Here is an 18,935-nt window from a genome sequence, read left to right on the forward strand (position 1 = left end):
AATAATCATAGCTACATCACTCTAAATTTAAAATGAAATAGAAAGCTTGTAATACTACTTTTTATAATACTTTTTGTATTTTATGTAAGAAAAACTACCTAAAATAGCAACAAAACCTATTGAATAAAATACGGAGGTTGGTGTAATTACCTTGTCTCCACTAGCATAAGAATGCAATCCAGATAAATAGAAATTAACACCAAAATAGGTCATCATAATAGAAGCATAAGCAATTATAGACCATAAGTTAAAAGTAAATCTACCTCGTAAACCAGGAATCAAACGCATGTGTAACACAAAAGCATACACCATAATAGAAATTAGTGCCCAAGTTTCTTTTGGATCCCAACCCCAATAACGACCCCAACTTTCATTGGCCCACATACCGCCTAAAAAATTACCAATAGTTAACATAATTAAACCTACCGTAATTGCCATTTCGTTAATTATAGTAATTTCTTTCATGTTTAAATCCATTCTCTTTTTGTTATTTTCAGTTGTAAAAAGTATTAAAAAGAGTGACACAATTCCTAAAATCATTCCTAAAGAAAGTGGGCCATAACTTGCAACAATTATAGAAGTATGTACTAAAAGCCACCAAGAATTTAAAACAGGCTGTAAGTTGGCAATTTCTGGGTCTAACCAGTTTTGATGTGCAAAACCTAAGGTAATTGCTACTAAAAATGCTGTTGCAGTAACCGTTAATGCAGATTTTCTTCCAATATAAATGCCAAAAAGCATTGTTGCCCAAGCTACAAAAATAATAGATTCGTAAGCATTACTCCAAGGTGCATAACCACTAATATACCACCTAGAAATTAAACCTAACGTATGAAAAATAAATAAACCAGCTACAACGATAGTTAATATTTTTATAATAGTATTTATCCATTTTTTGAATACAAAGATTTGCCAGATTACAAAAACCAGTAAAAACAAACTTATAATACCATAATAGGTTGCCAATTTTTGAAAAGGTTGAATTTTATTATAAGCAATTTCTAAATCTATTTTATCTTTAGATAAGTTTACTTCACCACCAAATTTTTGTTGAAATTTTTTAATCCCGTCTAAAACTTTATTCGCTTCTGTATAATCTCCTGTTTTTTTAGCTTTTTGTAAAAAGTTAATATACACTGGTAAAGATTGTCTTACAAAAACAGAATCTGTTCCTTTAAAATTTGCTTTTGAAGCTTCTGGTCTAGAAACCCAAGAATTATTTTCATCTCCTGGAATTGGGTAAATTTTTAAAATACCACCACCAATGGCACTATACAGTAAACCAATTCTTTTGTCAATATTAATTAAGTCTTTTTGAAACTTATTTTTGATGTTATTTTTCTGTGCTTCTTCTACTTTGGTTTTAATTTTATAAACACCTGTATTGGTAATAAAATCTGATAAAGCACCATATTTTGCAGTTTCTGAAACTCCAATAATTTCTCTAATTTTGGTATTTCCTTTTTCTAAATAAATGATGGGAACTTCATACCATAAATAAGGGTTTTCTATAATAGACAATAAAACCTGACTAGGATCCATGTCTTTAAATTTCTCTGATTTACTTACTTTTCTTACCAATTCAGAGGCAAAAGTATGTGCAGGTTTCATTCTACCATTGTCTTGTATAACCAATTTGTTAAAGCTTTCTGCATGCTTAGCATCTACTATATTTGCTTGTAGAATAGAATCTATTTTCTGAGGTGTAATTGTATTAGATTGATGCGTGTCTATATGTTGAGAAAAAGAAAAGCTAGATAGAAATAAGGTAGCTAAAACAGACATTGTTATTTTTCTTTTTCTAATTTTTTTCAATCCTTTTTTCAGATTGTCAAAACGAGTATTTTTCGCAAAAAGGATACATATTAAACCTGTGTAAAGTAGCGAGTATCCTAAATAGGTAACAAAAGTTCCTAAAAAATCATGATTTACAGATAAATGCGTTTCTTCTCTTTCTCCAGATAAATCATAACTTGCCTGAAAGAATTTGTAACCTCTATGATCTAAAATATGATTCATGTAAATTCGATAATCAAAAGTTTCTTCTGGGTCTATAACTGTTATTTCACTTGCATAAGCAGCTGCACTTTCAGAACCTGGATATTTCTCTAGCTGAAAATCATTCAATTTAATCGAAAAAGGTGTTTCTAATATTTTAGCACCATATAAAAGTCTAAAATTTAAACCTCCCAAAGCAAAGTTTTTAGAGCCTTCTGTATTAAATTTTCCTCCAGTTAACTCAACTCTTTTTGTTTGTTCATTAGCAGTAACATCTAAAACAATAATATCTTTTACAGTATCACTTTTAGGACCACGAATGGTTTTCATAATTCCTTTTTCGGCTGGTTTCGGAATTACAAATTGTAATTTACCAATATTGTGTAAGGTTAAGTATTGAAACTCTTGTATTGAATCTTTAGCTACTGTTCCTCGTTTTTGGTCTGCCATTCTAAACCAATCTCCATCAGTTTTAGAAATCATAGTTAAGGCACCATTTTTATTAGAAAAGTTTAAAGACGCATTGTCATTTTCTGCCTCAAAACCAACCAAAACTCCATGAATATTCTGAATTGTTCCTTTTTTAATCCAATGTTCATGACGTGAACCTTCAGAAGATTCTACAAAAAATAAATGCTCTACACCATTTTCATCTTCAATAAACTTTTTTTCTGCCCATGGGATGTAATCAACTAAATCTACTTTATAATTTGTTCCTTTAAAATCATCTTGATAAGACCAAGTATTGCTACCCCAAGCAGATAATAAAATGGGCTGATTGCTGGTTTTTTGAATTTCGTTATTATCTACAACCACATTTACATAGGTAGTTTCCGATAAAAATTTGTTGGTGGTTTCTCCTTCTTCAATCAGCATTATACCTTCGTAACCTACATAACGTGTAATACCTGCACCAACTAATATTAATAAAAAGGCACTATGAAAAAGTAATACTGCCCATTTTTCTTTTTTATACAATCTATATCTAAAAATGTTACCAAAAAAATTGATAACAAAAAGCGCCATAATTGCTTCAAACCACCATGCATTATAAATTAATGCTTTAGAAGTTTGTGTGCCGTAATCGTTTTCTATAAAAGTAGCAACTCCCATTGCTGTTGCGAAAACGATAAATAAAACGGCCATTAAACGTGTAGAGTATAGGAAATTGAATAAGTTTTTCATCCTTTTTGAAATGCTTTTTTAACGAGTTACAAATTTAAGCATAAAAGCACAAAAAAGCATCTAGATTGATGTATATTTAAGTGTTAAAAACTCATAAAATTTAAAAAATAATACTTGTCTAAAACCAAAAAAAATAAAAAGTTTTTGATGTTCATAAGTCCAAAATTTAAGATTTCAGAGAGTTAGTTTTTTAATATAGATATTGTTCAAGATATTTTTGAAACTTACAAAAACCAAATAAAAGAGATTATTTAATGTTAGAAGAAATAAAGGTTTTAGTAAAAGATAGAGAGCAATTAGATACTTTTTTATGTAAAATTATTCGATCCAAATTGTTTTTGTATTTACAAACTCTCTAATTCCGTAATATGAAAGCTCTCTCCCATAACCACTATTTTTGATTCCTCCAAAAGGTAATCTTGGATCAGAAACTACTAATTTGTTTACAAAACTATTTCCAGCTTCTAATTGTAGAGCAATTTTTTCTCCCTTTTTTAAATCTTTGGTAAAAACTCCAGCACCCAAACCAAAATTAGAATTATTGGCTAGCTCTATGGCATGTTTTTCGTCTTTGGCTTTTATAACAGCAGCTACTGGTCCAAAAAGTTCTTCGTCAAAAGCTGTCATGCCTGGTTTTACATTTGCTAAAATAGTTGCTGGATAATAAGCTCCTTTTCTTTCTGGGATTTTTCCTCCTAAAACCAATTTAGCTCCTTGTTCAATCGTTTTTTTAACTTGTTGATGGATTTCGTCTCTTAAATCTAAACGCGCCATTGGCCCGTAAAATATATCTTCATTAGTGGGGTCTCCCATTTTCTTTTCACCCATTTTTTTAGTAAAAAGTGTCAAGAAATCATCATAAATTTCTGCCAACACAATAAACCTTTTTGCAGCGATACAGGTTTGTCCATTATTTTGGAGTCTACCAAAAGTAGCAATATCTGTAGCATTTTCTATATCGATGTCTTCTAAAAATAGATAAGCGTCACTACCTCCTAATTCTAAAACCGTTTTCTTTAAATTCTCTCCTGCTATTTTAGCAATAGAACGTCCTGCAGGTTCACTGCCAGTTAAAGAAACTGCAATAATGTTTTTATTTTCAATAACATTTTTTATATCTTTTGATTCTAAATTTAGATTGCTGAAAACGCCCTTTGGACAACCTGCTTTTTCAAAAGCATTTTCTAAAGCAAAAGCACAACCTTGTACATTAGATGCGTGTTTTAAAACTACTGTGTTACCAGTCATAATTGCGGGTATAGCAAATCTAATTACTTGATAAAAAGGGAAATTCCAAGGCATTACTGCTAAGGTAACACCTAATGGTTGAAATGTAACATAACTTTTTTTAGCTTCTGTTTGTATAGTTTCATCTGCTAATAAATCTTGAATATTATCTGCATAATATCTACATATCTTTGCACATTTTTCTATTTCGCTTCTAGATTGTTTTATGATTTTACCCATTTCTTTAGTGGCTAATTGGGCATATTCTTCTTTTTTATCATCAAAAATATCTGCTAATTTTCGCATCAATTTAGAACGTACTTCAAAGCTTGTGCTTTTCCATTTTAGGTATACTTTTTGGGCAACTTCAATTTTTTCTATAGCTATTTCTACAGAAATTCTATCATAAGAATCAATTTTTTCTTCAGTGGCAGGATTTATAGAGTGTATTGTTTTCATAATTTATTTTAAAGTTAAGAAACCATCTAAATTATTCCACAACACTATCAATTAAAATAGTAAGCAGCTCTATAGCAGCCTCTGCAATTTTTGTTCCTGGGCCAAAAATACCAACTGCACCAGCATCGAATAAATATTGGTAATCTTGCGCAGGTATTACACCACCAACAATTACCATAATGTCTTCACGTTCGTATTTTTTTAGTTCTGCAATAACTTGCGGTACTAAGGTTTTATGGCCAGCAGCTAAAGATGAGATTCCTAAAATATGCACATCATTTTCTACAGCTTGTTTTGTAGCTTCTTGTGGTGTTTGAAAAAGTGGTCCAATATCTACATCAAAACCTAAATCTGCATAACCAGTGGCAACTACTTTTGCACCTCTGTCATGTCCATCTTGCCCTAATTTTGCAATCATTATTCTTGGGCGTCTACCTTCTAATTCTGCAAATTTATCTGCTAAATCTTTTGCTTTTTGAAAGAGCTTGTCTTCTTTTATTTCTTTACTATACACACCAGATATTGTTTTATGAACTGCTTTATGCCTGCCAAATTCGGTTTCTAAAGCATCAGAAATTTCTCCTAAAGTTGCGCTGTTTCTAGCTGCATTTACAGCCAATTCTAATAAATTTTCGTTACCAGATTTTGCAGCATTTGTTAAAGCCTCTAAAGATTTTGTAACATTTTTAGCATTTCTTGTCGCTTTTAAGTTTTCTAATCTTTTTATTTGAGATTTTCTTACAGACTCATTATCAACCTCTAAAATATGTAAGGGGTCTTCTTTTTCTAGTTGATATTTATTGACACCTACAATTACATCTTGTCCACTATCTATTTTTGCCTGTTTTTTTGCAGCTGCTTCCTCAATTCTCATTTTCGGAATTCCCTTTTCGATTGCTTTGGTCATGCCCCCCAACTCTTTTACTTCGTCCATCAATTGCCAGGCTTTGTTGGCAATATCTTCTGTAAGTTGCTCTAGATAATAGCTACCAGCCCATGGATCTACTGTTTTGGTAATATGGGTTTCTTCTTGTAAATAAATTTGTGTGTTTCTGGCAATTCTTGCAGAAAAATCGGTAGGCAATGCAATGGCTTCATCTAAGGCATTTGTATGCAAACTTTGGGTACCACCAAAAGCAGCAGCCATTGCTTCTATAGTTGTTCTGGCAACGTTGTTAAACGGATCTTGTGCTGTTAAAGACCAGCCACTTGTTTGGCAGTGGGTTCTTAAAGCTAAAGATTTTGGGTTTTTAGGATTGAATTGTTTTACAATTTTAGCCCACAACATTCTTGCCGCTCTTAATTTAGCAATTTCCGTAAAATGATCCATGCCAATGGCCCAAAAGAAAGATAATCTTGGAGCAAAAGAATCGATATCCATACCTGCTTCTAACCCTTTTTTGATGTATTCCAATCCGTCTGCTAAGGTATAAGCCAATTCAATTTCTGCTGTGGCACCTGCTTCTTGCATGTGGTAGCCAGAAATAGAAATCGAATTGAATTTTGGCATATTTTTGCTTGTATATTCAAAAATATCGGCAATAATTTTCATGGAAGGAGCAGGAGGATAGATATAGGTATTACGCACCATAAACTCCTTTAAAATATCGTTTTGTATGGTTCCAGATAATAAATTTGGTGGCACACCTTGTTCTTCAGCAGCTACAATATAAAAAGCCAAAATGGGCAATACAGCTCCATTCATGGTCATAGAGACAGACATTTTATCCAAAGGAATTTGGTCGAATAAAATTTTCATATCCTCTACAGAATCTATAGCAACACCTGCTTTACCAACATCTCCTTGTACCCGTATGTGGTCAGAATCGTACCCTCTGTGGGTAGCTAAATCGAAAGCAACAGATAAACCTTTTTGACCAGCTTTTAAATTTCTTCTATAAAAAGCATTGCTTTCTTCTGCAGTAGAAAAACCTGCATATTGCCTAATTGTCCAAGGTCTTCTAACATACATGGTGCTGTATGGCCCTCTTAAATTTGGGGCAATTCCGGCTACAAAATCTTCGTGTTTTTTTCTTGTCGCTTTTCGTTTTTGGCTAGTTGCCAACTTTATGTTAGAAATATCTTTTCTACTCATGGTCTAATCTTTCTTTTTCTAAATTTTCAGAAAGACGTTTTCTGATGATTGGGGCAATTAATGTTTTTATATTTCTTTGCTTTACAAAAGGATACAATTCTAAATCTTGTTTCATTTTATCAGCTTTATTTATTTGTAGATTAGAGCCTAATAAAATGGTTTCTTTATTGTTGAATTTTTCTTCTTCTTTTAGAGCATTTTCAGTAATTTTTTTCTGAATAATTCCCGCTTTTAATTGCTTTAAAAAGCCGCCCGATTTTTCTATTTGTTTAAAAATATCTAGGGCTTTTTCTGCTAATTGATTTGTAATAGACTCAATATAATAAGTGCCATCTGCAAAATTTTGAGCTTCTTGTAAATTACTTTCTTGTTGCAGAATTAATAATTGATTTCTAGAAATCCTGGTGCCAAACTCATTTGATTTATGATAAATTTCATCATAAGCAACGTTCGCAACAGTATTAGAGCCACCCAAAATTGCACTCATACATTCAGAAGTGGTACGTAGCATATTTACATTGTAGTCATATAAAGTTTTGTTTCGTAAACTTGGTTGGGTAAAAATATGTGCTTCTTTGTTTTCTACGCCATATTCCTTTAAAAGTGATTCCCATAAAATTCGGAATGCCCTAATTTTTGCAATTTCAAAAAAGTAATTACTGCTTACAGCAAAATTGAAACTTATTTTATCTGCTACATTTGCACCAAACTGATTTAAATATTCATTGGCATGTGCTAATGTATATGCTAATTGCTGAGAAATGTTTGCACCTGCATTTTGATATAATTCTCCTGAAACGGAAATACAATTATTGGAAGCTGAAATTACTTCTTCTAGTTGATTGTAGTCTTCTTTTAAGTTAAAAAACCAATTACCAGTAGCTGCTAAATTACCTATAATATCTGTTTGAATATATGTATTTGTAGCATGGCAAAATTTAGCAAGTTTAGTTTTAAAATTGGCATCTAAAAAGCTAAGTTGAAAATAAATAGGTGTATCTCCAGGAAAATTTTTGAGTAGATTCTTTGGATCAAAAGGTTTTGAAGCCTTAAACTGAATGGCATTTGCACCTCTTTTTAATGCGTCTACAGCCAAAGAATTTGCAATTTTTACATCGTCTATAAAAATAGTTTGACAAATTTTAAATCCTTTTTTTGGTAAATTTATCTTAGTATTTGTACCATCTTGTTTTGTATAAAAAGGTCTTATGTTAAAACCTTCATTGGTCTGCCAAAGTAACGTTTTATTATAATCAGCACCTTTTAAATCTACTTGAATTTTTTGTTTCCAAGCTTCTGGTGATGTTCCTTCAAATTCGTTAAACAGAAATTTTGTCATTACTTTTTAATGGTATCAAATTCTATGATGTATATCTCTTCGTTTTCTTTTTTCATGAGATATTTTTCTCTTGCAAAACGCTCTAACTGTAAAGAATCTTTTAGTTTTTTTATGGTTGCTTTATCTGTTGCAATTTTCTTTTTATAAAAAGAAATTGTTTTTTCTAAATCATCTATTTCTGCATCAAATTTTCTATGAACTAAATAAGAGTTTTCATCAAAAAACAACATCCATATTAAAAACGGAATAAAAATTATTACAAAAACATTTGTAAGAATTTTATAGGATTTTTTATTTTTTAGATCTTTAAAAGTCATGTTTACAAACGCTCGTTTATTACGGTTCTTACAATATCTATAGCCACATTATTAAACCTATCATTGGGTATAATTAAATCTGCAAAATTTTTGGTAGGCTCTATAAATTGCTGATGCATAGGTTTTAAAGTAGTTTGGTAACGATTTAAAACTTCGTCTATATCTCTGCCTCTTTCTGTAATATCTCTTTTTAATCTTCTTATCAAACGTTCATCTGTTTCTGCATGTACAAATATTTTAATATCAAACAAATCTCTTAAATCGCTGTTATTAAAAATTAAAATACCTTCTACAATAACCACTTTTCGTGGATGCGTTTTAACAGTGTCTTTGGTTCTATTGTGTTGTACAAAAGAATACACCGGTTGCTTGATTGTTTTACCAGATTTTAATGCTTTTAAGTGTTTTATAATTAACTCGAAATCGATAGCTCTTGGATGATCAAAATTTATTTTAGTTCTTTCTTCAAAAGATAAATTGTCTGTTGCCTTGTAGTATGAGTCTTGTGAAATTACACAAACTTCATCTGTTGGTAATTGTTTAATAATCTGATTTACAACAGTTGTTTTTCCACTTCCTGTACCACCTGCAATTCCAATAATTAGCATATAAAATTATAATTTTGATAAAAATTAACTTGTTAAAGTAAAGATATTACAAAAATATAAAAATAAGGTTTATTCAGGTTCTTTTTCAGAGTCAACTTTATGTGTAATTCAATTGTTAAAAGTATTAAAAAAGTAAGGTCTTCTTATAAAACTTTATACACTTCTTTAGTTATGGGGTTGTTAATATTAAATTTTTCACTAAGTTTTATAATCTTTAGTAATTTCTGTAACCTTATGTATGTTGTTTATAAATCCATCTCGTTTTTTCTTTATTGTTCGTATTGCTGTACTTAATTAGGTTAATTCAGATAGGGGTTTTTGCATTTAGAGCATCCTTTTAATTGTTGTTTTCTGATTAGTTTCTAACACAATGCTTGATTTCTTGTCTATAAAACGGAGTTTGTATTTTTAGAAATCATAAATGTCACTTTAGTGCTCTAAGAACCACTTTCTAATCAATCAAATTTTAAATTTATGAAGTTAAATATTATTAAGAGACGATCATTCAAAAGATGATAAGGTTATCAATAAAGTAGGTTTTTTTATTGAAAGAAAAAGTCGGGATGAGAGGATTCGAACCTCCGATCTCTGGTCCCCCAGACCAGCACTTTAACCGGACTAAGCTACATCCCGAATACTTTGCTAAAATACAAAAAAAGTCTCAAAAAATATTGTTTGAGACTTTTAAATAGAAGAGCCGATGGAGGGACTCGAACCCACGACCTGCTGATTACAAATCAGCTGCTCTAGCCAGCTGAGCTACATCGGCTTTTAAAATTTACGAGCGCAAATAAAATATAAAATATAAAAACTGGCAAACTATTTTTAAGTTATTTTCATAAAAAAAAGCTTCAATTTTTATTGAAGCTTTTATCAAGAAAAAAATAATAATTTACATAGCATAGAAAAAAATTGAATTCACAATTTTTCTATCCTACACTATAAAAACGATAGTTTTATCTATTTGTTGTTTTCTGCTGTTTTTAAATGTCATATCAAAGCTTATTTTACTTAAAAAACGATTGTTTAAAATATTAATTCAAGGCTTCTTTGTACGTTTTTAAACAACGTTCTCTAGCTTCTTTATGGTCTACCATTTCTTTTGTGTAGGTGAGTTCTTGAAATTCTGGAACCCATTTTTTTATGTATTCTAAATCTTTATCAAATTTTTTTATTTGTGTAGTTGGGTTAAAAATTCGGAAATAAGGAGCTGCATCTACACCAGAACCAGCAACCCATTGCCAATTACCTACATTACTTGCCATTTCGTAATCGTGTAATTTTTCTGCAAAATAAGCTTCACCCCATCTCCAATCTATTAATAAGTGTTTGCATAAAAAACTACCTACTAACATTCTAATTCTGTTATGCATAAAACCTGTTTGGTTTAGTTGACGCATGCCCGCATCTACCAAAGGATAGCCTGTTTGCCCATTACACCATTTTTTAAATTCTTCTTCATTGTTTCTCCATTCAATTCGGTCGTATTTAGACTTGAAAGATTTTTTTGAAGTTTCTGGAAAATGCCATAAGATTTGCATAAAAAATTCTCGCCAAATTAATTCTTGCCAAAATATTTCGTTTTTTTCTGCAATTGCTTTGGTAATCATTTTTCTAATACTTGCTGTACCAAAGCGTAAGTGAGGTCCTAGTTTAGAAGTTGTATCTTTTGCAGGAAAGTTACGTGTATCTTCATACTGTTGTATTAAGGTTGGTGTTACTGTATAAGGTTCTATTTCTTGGTTAGCTTTTTTGAAACCTATGTCAGACAATGTTAAGTTGGGTAAATGAGTGTGTTTAATTAAATTTTTTAAATACGAATTTGTATAATAAATATCTAAATTATAGGTTTTAAATTTCTCTTTCCAAACTTTCATGTAAGGTGTATACACTACATATGGCTTGCCATCTTTTTTTACAACTTCGTTTTTCTCGAAAATAACCTGGTCTTTAAAAGTTGTAAAAGCAACGTTATTTTCTTCTAAAAGTTCTTTAATTTCATAATCTCTTTTAATAGCATAAGGTTCATAATCTCTATTGGTAAAAACCGTTTGAATTTCATACTTTTTTAAAAGGTTTTTATAAATTTCTTTTGGTTTTCCATAATACATTGCTAAACTACTTTGGTTTTTTTCTAGCAAAGTATTTCTCATTTTTTGCAATGTGTCAAAAATAAAAGTGACTCTAGCATCATTTTTTGGTAATTTAGAGAGTATTTCTTCATCAAAAATAAAAATAGGAAGTACAGGGTAATCGCCTTTTAAAGCATTGTAAAAACCTACATTATCATCTAACCTTAAATCTCTTCTAAACCAAAATATATTTACCTTTTTACTCATCTTACTTGTATTCTCCAAAGAGTTCTATTAATTTTTCACTTCTAAATTTAAATATTTTTTCTAATTGAGGTTTTACTAAAATAGGATGAAATAATCTACCTATAAAACCTAAGGGGACTTTGTAATATATTAAATCTTCCATTTCTACACCTCCGTCAATTTCTTTAATAAAATGGGTGTGATGCCATAAAGCATAGGGCCCATATAATTGCTCGTCTGTAAAATATTTTAAAGGTTCTACCTGTGTAATTTTAGAAACCCATTTGGTTTTAATACCAAGTAGCGGTGTTACTTCATAACTAATTAATTGGCCAGCATAGGTTGGTTTATTCGCCCCATCAATAATTTTAAACCCCATTTCTTTAGGTGTCATTTTCTCTAGATTTTTCGGGCTTTTTAAAAAATTCCAAGCTTCTTGTAAAGAAATAGGAACGTTTTGTTTTTTATGAAGTTTGTACATATTTGTATTAATTATAGACTAAAATGTATAGATTTAAAGAGGTTGCAATACACAACCAAATCATGTAAGGGAGTAATAAATATTTATATTTTTCTACTTTATGGGGTGCTTTAAAGTAGTAATAAAATAGAAGAGAGGTTAATAAAATTATGTTTATCAATCCTAATAAAACTAAGTGCTGATTAAAAACAATAAAATTCCAACTAACATTTAAAATAAATTGCAATAAAAAAATAAGCTTATTTTTTTGTGTGTTTGCTTTTAAAAAAAGTTTGCCTAAGTAAATTGAGAAACAAATCATAATGATAGACCAAGCCAAACCGAAAACAAATCCTGGAGGTGTCCAAGGTGCTTTTTTTAAATTGATGTACCAAACTGAAAGAGGACCATTTGCCATTAACCAACTACCAATAGCCAAACCACCAAAGGTTATTACTAAAAAAAGCAAGGTTAATTTGAGTTGTTTCATTTTAGGATTTGCCGTGTATAGCTTCTATTTTCTTTAAAATATCGTCTGCTTCTTTATATTTTGTATCGCTATCACTTCTGTTAATAGATTGTAGCTTGTAGGCTTCTTCCATTAGCTTCTTATATTTTTCTTGAAGTTTTTCTTCTTCTGTCTTCTTTTTAAATATACCAAACATTGTAATTATTTTAAGTGTTTTGTAATTTTAGCACTGGTTGGTTTGGTAATAGAAAAATAATAATCTACCAATTTACCTTCTGGAGATACTAAGTATTTTTGAAAATTCCATTTAACAGTAGAATTTTTTGTGCCATTTAAATTTTTATCAGTTAACCAAGTATAAAGTGCATGCTGATTGTCACCTTTTACATCTATTTTTTCTGTCATTAAAAAAGTAACGCCAAAATTTACTTTACAAAAAGCTTCTATATCTTCTGCAGTGCCAGGTTCTTGACTACCAAATTGATTGCAAGGAGAACCAATAATCATCAGGTTTTCTTTATGGGTTTTATACAATTCTTCTAAGCTTTTGTATTGTGATGTAAAGCCACATTTAGAGGCCACATTTACAAAAAGAATAAATTTATTGCTATACTCAGATAGGTCAATAGCTTTATTTTGTAAGCTATTGATTTTAATGTCGTAGATGTTTGTCATTTTTTTATATTTTGAAGTTCACAATTCCGCAGTCTAATTCAAAAATTTGACCTGAAATTGAGTTTGCTTTTTCTGATATAAGAAATGTTGCTAAATCTGCAACTTCTTGTGGTTTTAAAAACTTTTTAAGCGGATGACGTTCTGTGATATTTTCTATCATACGTTCGTTTCTTAAAAGTTTAGCGGCCAAATCTGTGTTTGTAACTGTGGGTGCAATTGCATTTACACGAATTGTTGGTGCTAATTCTGCACCTAAAGATTTGGTAATACCTTCTACACCCGATTTTGCTGCTGCAACACTTGCGTGAAAAGGCATTCCTAATTTGGTTGCTACTGTACTAAATAAAAGGATAGATGGATTTTTAGCGTTTTTTATTTTTGGTAAGTAATGTTGTATTGCTTTTACTGCGCCAACAACATTAATTTCAAAATCGTCTCTAAAATCGTCTAATTTTAGTCTAGAAATTGGTTTTAAGTTGATGCTGCCAGGGCAATAAATTAAAGTATCTATGGCGTCTAAATCAGGTAAATCATCTGAAAGGATATCGCAATTATAGTGCGTTAAGTTAGCGTGAGATTGCAAAGGAGCAGTTCTACTAATGTTAAAAATTTTGTTTTTTTCTATTAAAGAATTTACAATTGCTTGCCCTATTCCTTTACTACCTCCAACTACTACTATATTGCCCATATTATTTTTATCGTCTTCCTTTTAAGCGTTTTTCAATTTTTTGCTTTACAGCTGTTAAACGCTTCATTTGATCCATAATTTCTGGATCTTTATTTTGTTTATATACTTCATTTAACTCTAAAATAAGTGCTTTTACTTCTCTAGAGGCTAAAATTCTATCACTTGTGGTCTTAAAAGAGAATTTTCTATTCTCAAACTCAACTGCTCTTTCTAATAAATTCATTCTAATACTTTAATCTATTTTTAAATAATTTTGGTAATATAATTATAAAACTTAGATAAGCAATAAAAATGTTGATTATTTACGCAGTTAGCGGTTTTCCTTTTAAGCGTTTTTCTATTCTTTGTTTAATTACGGTTAGTCTTTTCATGATATCCATAATTTTATCATCTTTATTTTTCTTATAAACCTCATTTAGGCTTAATATTAAAGATTTTGCTTCTCTAGCCGCCATAATTCTATCGCTGGTTGTAGGAAACCTCATTTTTCTTGTTTCAAATTCTAATGCTTTGTTTATTAAATCCATAACTTAGTAATTTAAAGTGTTTTGTAATTCTGCTATTTTTTCTGGAGTATTAAATTGTCCTCCAAAAAAAGAAGTAACGGTAGATGAAGTATCATCTTTAATACCTCTAGAAGAAACACATAAGTGTTTTGCATCTATAATTACGGCTACATCTTCTGTGTTTAATACTGCTTTTAGTTCTTCTGCAATTTGGTTGGTTAACCTTTCTTGCACTTGAGGTCTTTTAGCATAATATTGTACAATTCTATTTAATTTAGATAAACCAATAACTTTACCAGAAGAGATATATGCAACATGGGCTTTTCCTATAATTGGTACAAAATGATGTTCGCAGTTAGAATAAAATGTAATATTTTTTTCTACCAACATCTGGTTGTATTGATATTTGTTATCAAATAAGGCAACTTTTGGTTTGTTAGCTGGGTTTAAGCCAGAAAAAATTTCTTCTATATACATTTTTGCAACTCTTTGGGGAGTTCCTTTTAAAGAATCGTCTGTTAAATCTAAGCCCATAACATCCATTATTTCTGAAAATAGTGAAGCAATTTTTTCTTTCTTTTGTGTGTCAGAAAGTTTAAAAGCATCTGGTTTCATAGGTGTTTCTAATCCTGTAAAAAGATGGTCATCGCCCACTTCTTCAATAGAGAACCCATTTAAATTTTCTGAAACCTCTTTTTCCTTTAATACTACGTCTGTTGTCATTTTTTGTCTTTTTATTGTGCTGTCTTTAAAAACTCCCATTTAAATCAAAGCACGGTTTTTATCTTTTAGCTATAGAGTTGTTTGATATTGATTTTTGTCTTGAACATTTAAACCTTCCTTTTGCAAAGGTTCTTAATTTTTGATGCTTGGTTTTTCTACCTTGAACTCTTTTTCGCCACATTTTAAAGCTTTTTGGTTTCATTTCTCTACGCATTAAGTTGATTACTTCTTGCTCTTTGAGACCAAACTGAAATTCTATCGCCTCGAAAGTTGTTCTATCTTCCCAAGCCATTTCTATAATTCTATCAATTGATATACCACTAAGTATTTTACTGCTAATGGAATTCATATTGTTTATCGTATTCTATTTTTATGTTGATTAATTTGTCTATAAATTTTTTATTTTCTTTTAGTAATTTATTGTTTTGAAATCTTACAAAGTTACCTTGTGCATGTACACTAAAACCATCAGTTTTATAAGTGTGCAGTTGATAGTAGGGAATGGCCCAACTAAAGTTTTTTAGACCTTTTGTAATGTGTACTAAAATTCCTTTTTCTCTTAATTCTATGTTGCCATAATTAATATCTGCAATGGTGTTTATTACTTTTATAAAACCAGGGCTTACACTAGCAATCATCATTCTTTTAGAACCTGTACCACCCATTTTTATAGATTTAACAAAAGAGTAACCGTCTCCAACCATATCATTTATGGTTGCTGTAGCATCTTTGTTTTTGTGTGTGGTATTAAATATCATCACTCAAAGATACATAAAATTAAATTGTGTTTAATCATTAGCTTTATAGATTAAACAAAAATTAACAATAAATTATAAATTAAAAGAGAATATGGGGTGTTAATTATTTAGTAATTTATTTCTATTTGAAAGTGTGTGTTTTTTTAAAATTCTGTTGCTTTCTTTTAAAACTTCAAAATCGTTTTTCATTTTCCAAAGTACGTCACTGGCTTTTTTTCTTGCAATTTTAACATCAACAATAGGTTTTGGATAATCTTTACCTAAAATTAAGTTATTAAACTGTTGATCTAAAGGAGTCATTAGATAGGGTTCATGAATAAAAGCGATTGGTAATTCTGCCAGTTCTGGCACCCATTTTTTTATAAAAATAGCATCTTCATCGTGTTGTAAGCTGTTTTTTACAGGATTGTAAATTCGTAAAACATTAATACCAGTTTCACCTGCATTCATTTGCAATTGAGGAAAATGAATGCCAGGTTCGAAATCTAAAAAAAGTTGAGATAGGTGTTGAGATGCATCTTGCCAAGGTTGCCATAAAATATGGGTAAAAAAAGAGACTAACATCGCACGCATTCTAAAATTTAAATATCCTGTTTCTGTTAAACATCTCATGCAGGCATCTACCAAAGGATAACCCGTTTTTCCTTCTCTCCATGCAGTTTGATATTCTATAGAAATACTTTTTTTTAGTTTTTGATAGCCTTTGTTAATACTCGCATTTTCCATGGTATGTTCCATTTCAAACTTTTGAATAAAATGCGCTTGCCAACGTAACCTAGAGACAAAAGCGCCCAAATCTTTTTTGTTTAATGCTGTTTTTTCTTGGTGTGCTTTTCTAAAGATTTGTCGAATAGAAACATTACCCCAAGCAATGTAGGGTGAGAGTCTGCTACAGCTCTCTCTAGCCAATGCTGGTTTAGAAATGTGTTTCATGTATTTTTGATGCCTGTCGTAAAAAAAAGAATCTGCATACCTCCAAGCCATTTTTGTGCCACCTCTTTGAAAATATGGGTGTTTTTTGGTTGATAAATCAACAACATTAAAATATTTTTCTAGTTGATTTACTTCATCAATTTGAATACAAGAAGATGCTTTTAAGTTGTTTTTGATTAGAGGTTTGCACATATAATCTTCCCATAAATCAAACCAATCTTCTCTGTTTAACAATCCTCTTAAAACCCCATTGTTATTGTTTTCTACCCAGTTGATAGAGTTGTTTCTGCAATATCTTGCAAATTCTTTATCTCTATTATAGGTAATTAGCAATCCTGTCTCTTGATGCGAAAAAACAGTACTAACATTATAATTGCTAATAAGTTGATTAAAAGCAGATACCACTTCTGTTTGTACACTTAATACTTTGGTGTTATATGGTTTTAAATCTTCATTTAAATTAACAATAGATTGTTTAATAAAATCCCAATGACGTGCATCATAATGTGGGTCTTCTATTAACGAGTTTTCGAATACATATAAAAACAATATACGTTTGTTGGCTGCTAATGCATTTTCTATAGCCTCATTATCTTCTAAACGCAAATCGCGTTTAAACCAAACAACATATATTTCTTCTTTGTTAGTATGCATCTAAATTTGCTATAATATGGTTTGCTTTTTCTTTAATTTTTACACGTTCTTCTGTAGGCATTTTGTTTAATAAACTATACATCATTTTCATGCGAAAATTAGAAGATAATTGTCCTTGTTTTTCGTCTAAAAAATTCCAATACAAGGTGTTAAATGGGCATGCATCATCTTCAAACTTTTTCGTTTTTTTATAAGAACAACTATCACAATAATTGCTCATTTTACCAATATAGCTTCCACTAGAAACATAGGGCTTTGTAGCAATTTTTCCACCATCAGCAAACTGACTCATACCTCTTGTATTTGGTAATTGCACCCATTCTATAGCATCTACATAAATACCCAAATACCAAGCATCAATTTCATCTGGATTTATTTGTGTTAACAATGCAAAATTACCAGTAACCATTAAACGTTGTATGTGGTGTGCATATCCATTATCTAGAGAGTTGTTAATGGCATTTTTTAAACAATTCATTTGGGTGTTACCTGTCCAAAAGAATTTGGGTAATTTGTTTTTGTTTTCTAAAAAATTCTCTTTTTTGTAATCAGGCATCAGCATCCAATACATGCCTCTCATGTACTCTCGCCAACCTAAAATTTGCCTAATAAAACCCTCTACTTGAGAAATATCTATTTCGTCTGTTCTTTGTCTGTAGGTTTCTAATACTTTGTTGATGATTTCTTTTGGTGAAATCATTTTTGTGTTCATGGCAAATGATATTCTGCTATGAAAAAGATATATTTTATCTGTGTGCATGGCATCTTGATAATCACCAAAATGTATTAATAAGTGCTCACAGAAATACGCTAATTGTTTTAAAGATTGTTTTCTTGAAATTGGGTATTCAAAATATTTTGGATGGATGTTACCAATGGTCTGTATATCTGTTTGTTTTATTTCTGATACAATTTCTGACACATCATTATCGAAACTTATCTCTGGTGGAATTAATGTATCTCCTTTCCATTTTTTTCTATTGCTAGCATCGTAATTCCATTTTCCACCTTCTGGTTGATTATCAACCATTAAAATTTGATGCTTTTTGCGCATATTTCTATAGAAATTCTCCATTAGAAATTGCTTTTTGCCCTTAAAAAAGTTAGCTAATTCTTTTCTTTCTGTATAAAAATGTTCAGTTGTAAAAACTTCTGATTCAATTTGTGTTTTTTTACAAAACTCTTTTAATTGTTGGTCTAATCTATATTCATCTGGGGCTAAATACTCAAACTTTTCAATGTTATTTTCTTTGATTAGAAAGTTTAAATTTTCGACTAAACTCTGCTTATTATTTTTATGATTGATATTAAAATAAACAATGTGGTGTTCTGCCTTTTCTAATTCCTGAGCAAAATTTCTCATTGCAGCAAAAAAACCAGCTACTTTTTGTATATGATGTTTGGTGTAGTCTGTTTCTTGACGCATTTCGAACATGCAATACATGGTTTGGTCATCGGTATTTTGAAACCAAGAATGCTTGCTGTTTAACTGATCTCCAAGAAGTAAGCGTAACTTTTTCATC

19 protein-coding genes and 2 tRNA genes are annotated in these 18,935 nt (G+C 30.4%); all 21 read right to left on the minus strand.

What is annotated here, in order from left to right; all coding sequences use genetic code 11:
* Positions 1 to 54: 54 nt before the first annotated feature.
* Complete coding sequence (locus AC2D6T_RS08785; protein WP_484681241.1) at positions 55 to 3,183, minus strand: cytochrome c biogenesis protein; 3,129 nt, start codon at positions 3,181 to 3,183, stop codon at positions 55 to 57.
* Between the two features lie 318 nt (positions 3,184 to 3,501).
* A complete protein-coding gene (locus AC2D6T_RS08790) occupies positions 3,502 to 4,869 on the minus strand; it encodes an NAD-dependent succinate-semialdehyde dehydrogenase (RefSeq protein ID WP_484681242.1) in 1,368 nt (455 codons plus the stop codon).
* A 31-nt stretch (positions 4,870 to 4,900) separates the two neighbouring features.
* Complete coding sequence (gene scpA, locus AC2D6T_RS08795; RefSeq protein WP_484681243.1) at positions 4,901 to 6,964, minus strand: methylmalonyl-CoA mutase; 2,064 nt, start codon at positions 6,962 to 6,964, stop codon at positions 4,901 to 4,903.
* Positions 6,957 to 8,303, minus strand: a complete 1,347-nt coding sequence (locus AC2D6T_RS08800; protein ID WP_484681244.1) for a methylmalonyl-CoA mutase subunit beta — start codon at positions 8,301 to 8,303, stop codon at positions 6,957 to 6,959. The genes scpA and AC2D6T_RS08800 overlap by 8 nt, the downstream gene beginning before the upstream one ends.
* The gene (locus AC2D6T_RS08805; RefSeq protein ID WP_298948348.1) at positions 8,303 to 8,620 is read right to left on the minus strand and encodes an FtsB family cell division protein; all 318 of its coding nucleotides are present in this window, start codon (positions 8,618 to 8,620) and stop codon (positions 8,303 to 8,305) included. The genes AC2D6T_RS08800 and AC2D6T_RS08805 overlap by 1 nt, the downstream gene beginning before the upstream one ends.
* Before the next feature lie 2 nt (positions 8,621 to 8,622).
* The gene (gene udk / locus AC2D6T_RS08810; RefSeq protein ID WP_298948349.1) at positions 8,623 to 9,228 is read right to left on the minus strand and encodes a uridine kinase; all 606 of its coding nucleotides are present in this window, start codon (positions 9,226 to 9,228) and stop codon (positions 8,623 to 8,625) included.
* 558 nt (positions 9,229 to 9,786) lie between these two features.
* Positions 9,787 to 9,861, minus strand: a tRNA-Pro gene (locus AC2D6T_RS08815).
* Positions 9,862 to 9,923: 62 nt separating this feature from the next.
* Positions 9,924 to 9,997 (minus strand) — tRNA-Thr (locus AC2D6T_RS08820).
* A 265-nt stretch (positions 9,998 to 10,262) separates the two neighbouring features.
* Positions 10,263 to 11,567, minus strand: coding sequence for a cryptochrome/photolyase family protein (locus tag AC2D6T_RS08825; RefSeq protein WP_347186489.1), 1,305 nt, complete (start codon positions 11,565 to 11,567; stop codon positions 10,263 to 10,265).
* 1 nt (position 11,568) lies between these two features.
* Positions 11,569 to 12,027 (minus strand): SRPBCC family protein, encoded by a 459-nt coding sequence (locus tag AC2D6T_RS08830; protein ID WP_298948351.1) that lies wholly within the window; start codon positions 12,025 to 12,027, stop codon positions 11,569 to 11,571.
* Between the two features lie 7 nt (positions 12,028 to 12,034).
* On the minus strand, positions 12,035 to 12,496 hold the full coding sequence (locus AC2D6T_RS08835; protein ID WP_484681245.1) for a TspO/MBR family protein: 462 nt from the start codon (positions 12,494 to 12,496) through the stop codon (positions 12,035 to 12,037).
* A 1-nt stretch (position 12,497) separates the two neighbouring features.
* Positions 12,498 to 12,671: a Lacal_2735 family protein gene (locus AC2D6T_RS08840; protein WP_298948353.1), complete on the minus strand. Its 174-nt coding sequence runs from the start codon at positions 12,669 to 12,671 to the stop codon at positions 12,498 to 12,500.
* 5 nt (positions 12,672 to 12,676) lie between these two features.
* The gene (locus AC2D6T_RS08845) at positions 12,677 to 13,150 is read right to left on the minus strand and encodes a glutathione peroxidase (RefSeq protein WP_484681246.1); all 474 of its coding nucleotides are present in this window, start codon (positions 13,148 to 13,150) and stop codon (positions 12,677 to 12,679) included.
* Between the two features lie 4 nt (positions 13,151 to 13,154).
* Positions 13,155 to 13,838, minus strand: a complete 684-nt coding sequence (locus tag AC2D6T_RS08850; protein ID WP_484681247.1) for an SDR family NAD(P)-dependent oxidoreductase — start codon at positions 13,836 to 13,838, stop codon at positions 13,155 to 13,157.
* Positions 13,839 to 13,845: 7 nt separating this feature from the next.
* Complete coding sequence (locus tag AC2D6T_RS08855) at positions 13,846 to 14,061, minus strand: hypothetical protein (RefSeq protein WP_298948356.1); 216 nt, start codon at positions 14,059 to 14,061, stop codon at positions 13,846 to 13,848.
* 79 nt (positions 14,062 to 14,140) lie between these two features.
* Positions 14,141 to 14,365, minus strand: coding sequence for a hypothetical protein (locus AC2D6T_RS08860; RefSeq protein ID WP_298948357.1), 225 nt, complete (start codon positions 14,363 to 14,365; stop codon positions 14,141 to 14,143).
* A gap of 3 nt (positions 14,366 to 14,368) precedes the next feature.
* Positions 14,369 to 15,067, minus strand: a complete 699-nt coding sequence (gene folE, locus AC2D6T_RS08865) for a GTP cyclohydrolase I FolE (RefSeq protein WP_298948358.1) — start codon at positions 15,065 to 15,067, stop codon at positions 14,369 to 14,371.
* A 58-nt stretch (positions 15,068 to 15,125) separates the two neighbouring features.
* Positions 15,126 to 15,416 (minus strand): TIGR03643 family protein, encoded by a 291-nt coding sequence (locus AC2D6T_RS08870; protein WP_298948359.1) that lies wholly within the window; start codon positions 15,414 to 15,416, stop codon positions 15,126 to 15,128.
* Entirely contained in the window at positions 15,403 to 15,825 is a 423-nt protein-coding gene (locus tag AC2D6T_RS08875) for a hypothetical protein (RefSeq protein WP_298948360.1), read from the minus strand. Before AC2D6T_RS08875 ends, AC2D6T_RS08870 begins: the two co-directional genes overlap by 14 nt.
* Before the next feature lie 99 nt (positions 15,826 to 15,924).
* Positions 15,925 to 17,412: a cryptochrome/deoxyribodipyrimidine photo-lyase family protein gene (locus tag AC2D6T_RS08880; protein WP_347186493.1), complete on the minus strand. Its 1,488-nt coding sequence runs from the start codon at positions 17,410 to 17,412 to the stop codon at positions 15,925 to 15,927.
* A complete protein-coding gene (locus tag AC2D6T_RS08885) occupies positions 17,402 to 18,934 on the minus strand; it encodes a cryptochrome/photolyase family protein (protein WP_484681248.1) in 1,533 nt (510 codons plus the stop codon). Before AC2D6T_RS08885 ends, AC2D6T_RS08880 begins: the two co-directional genes overlap by 11 nt.
* Between the last annotated feature and the right edge of the window lies 1 nt (position 18,935).

Source organism: Polaribacter sp. YIW18 (genome assembly GCF_057219325.1).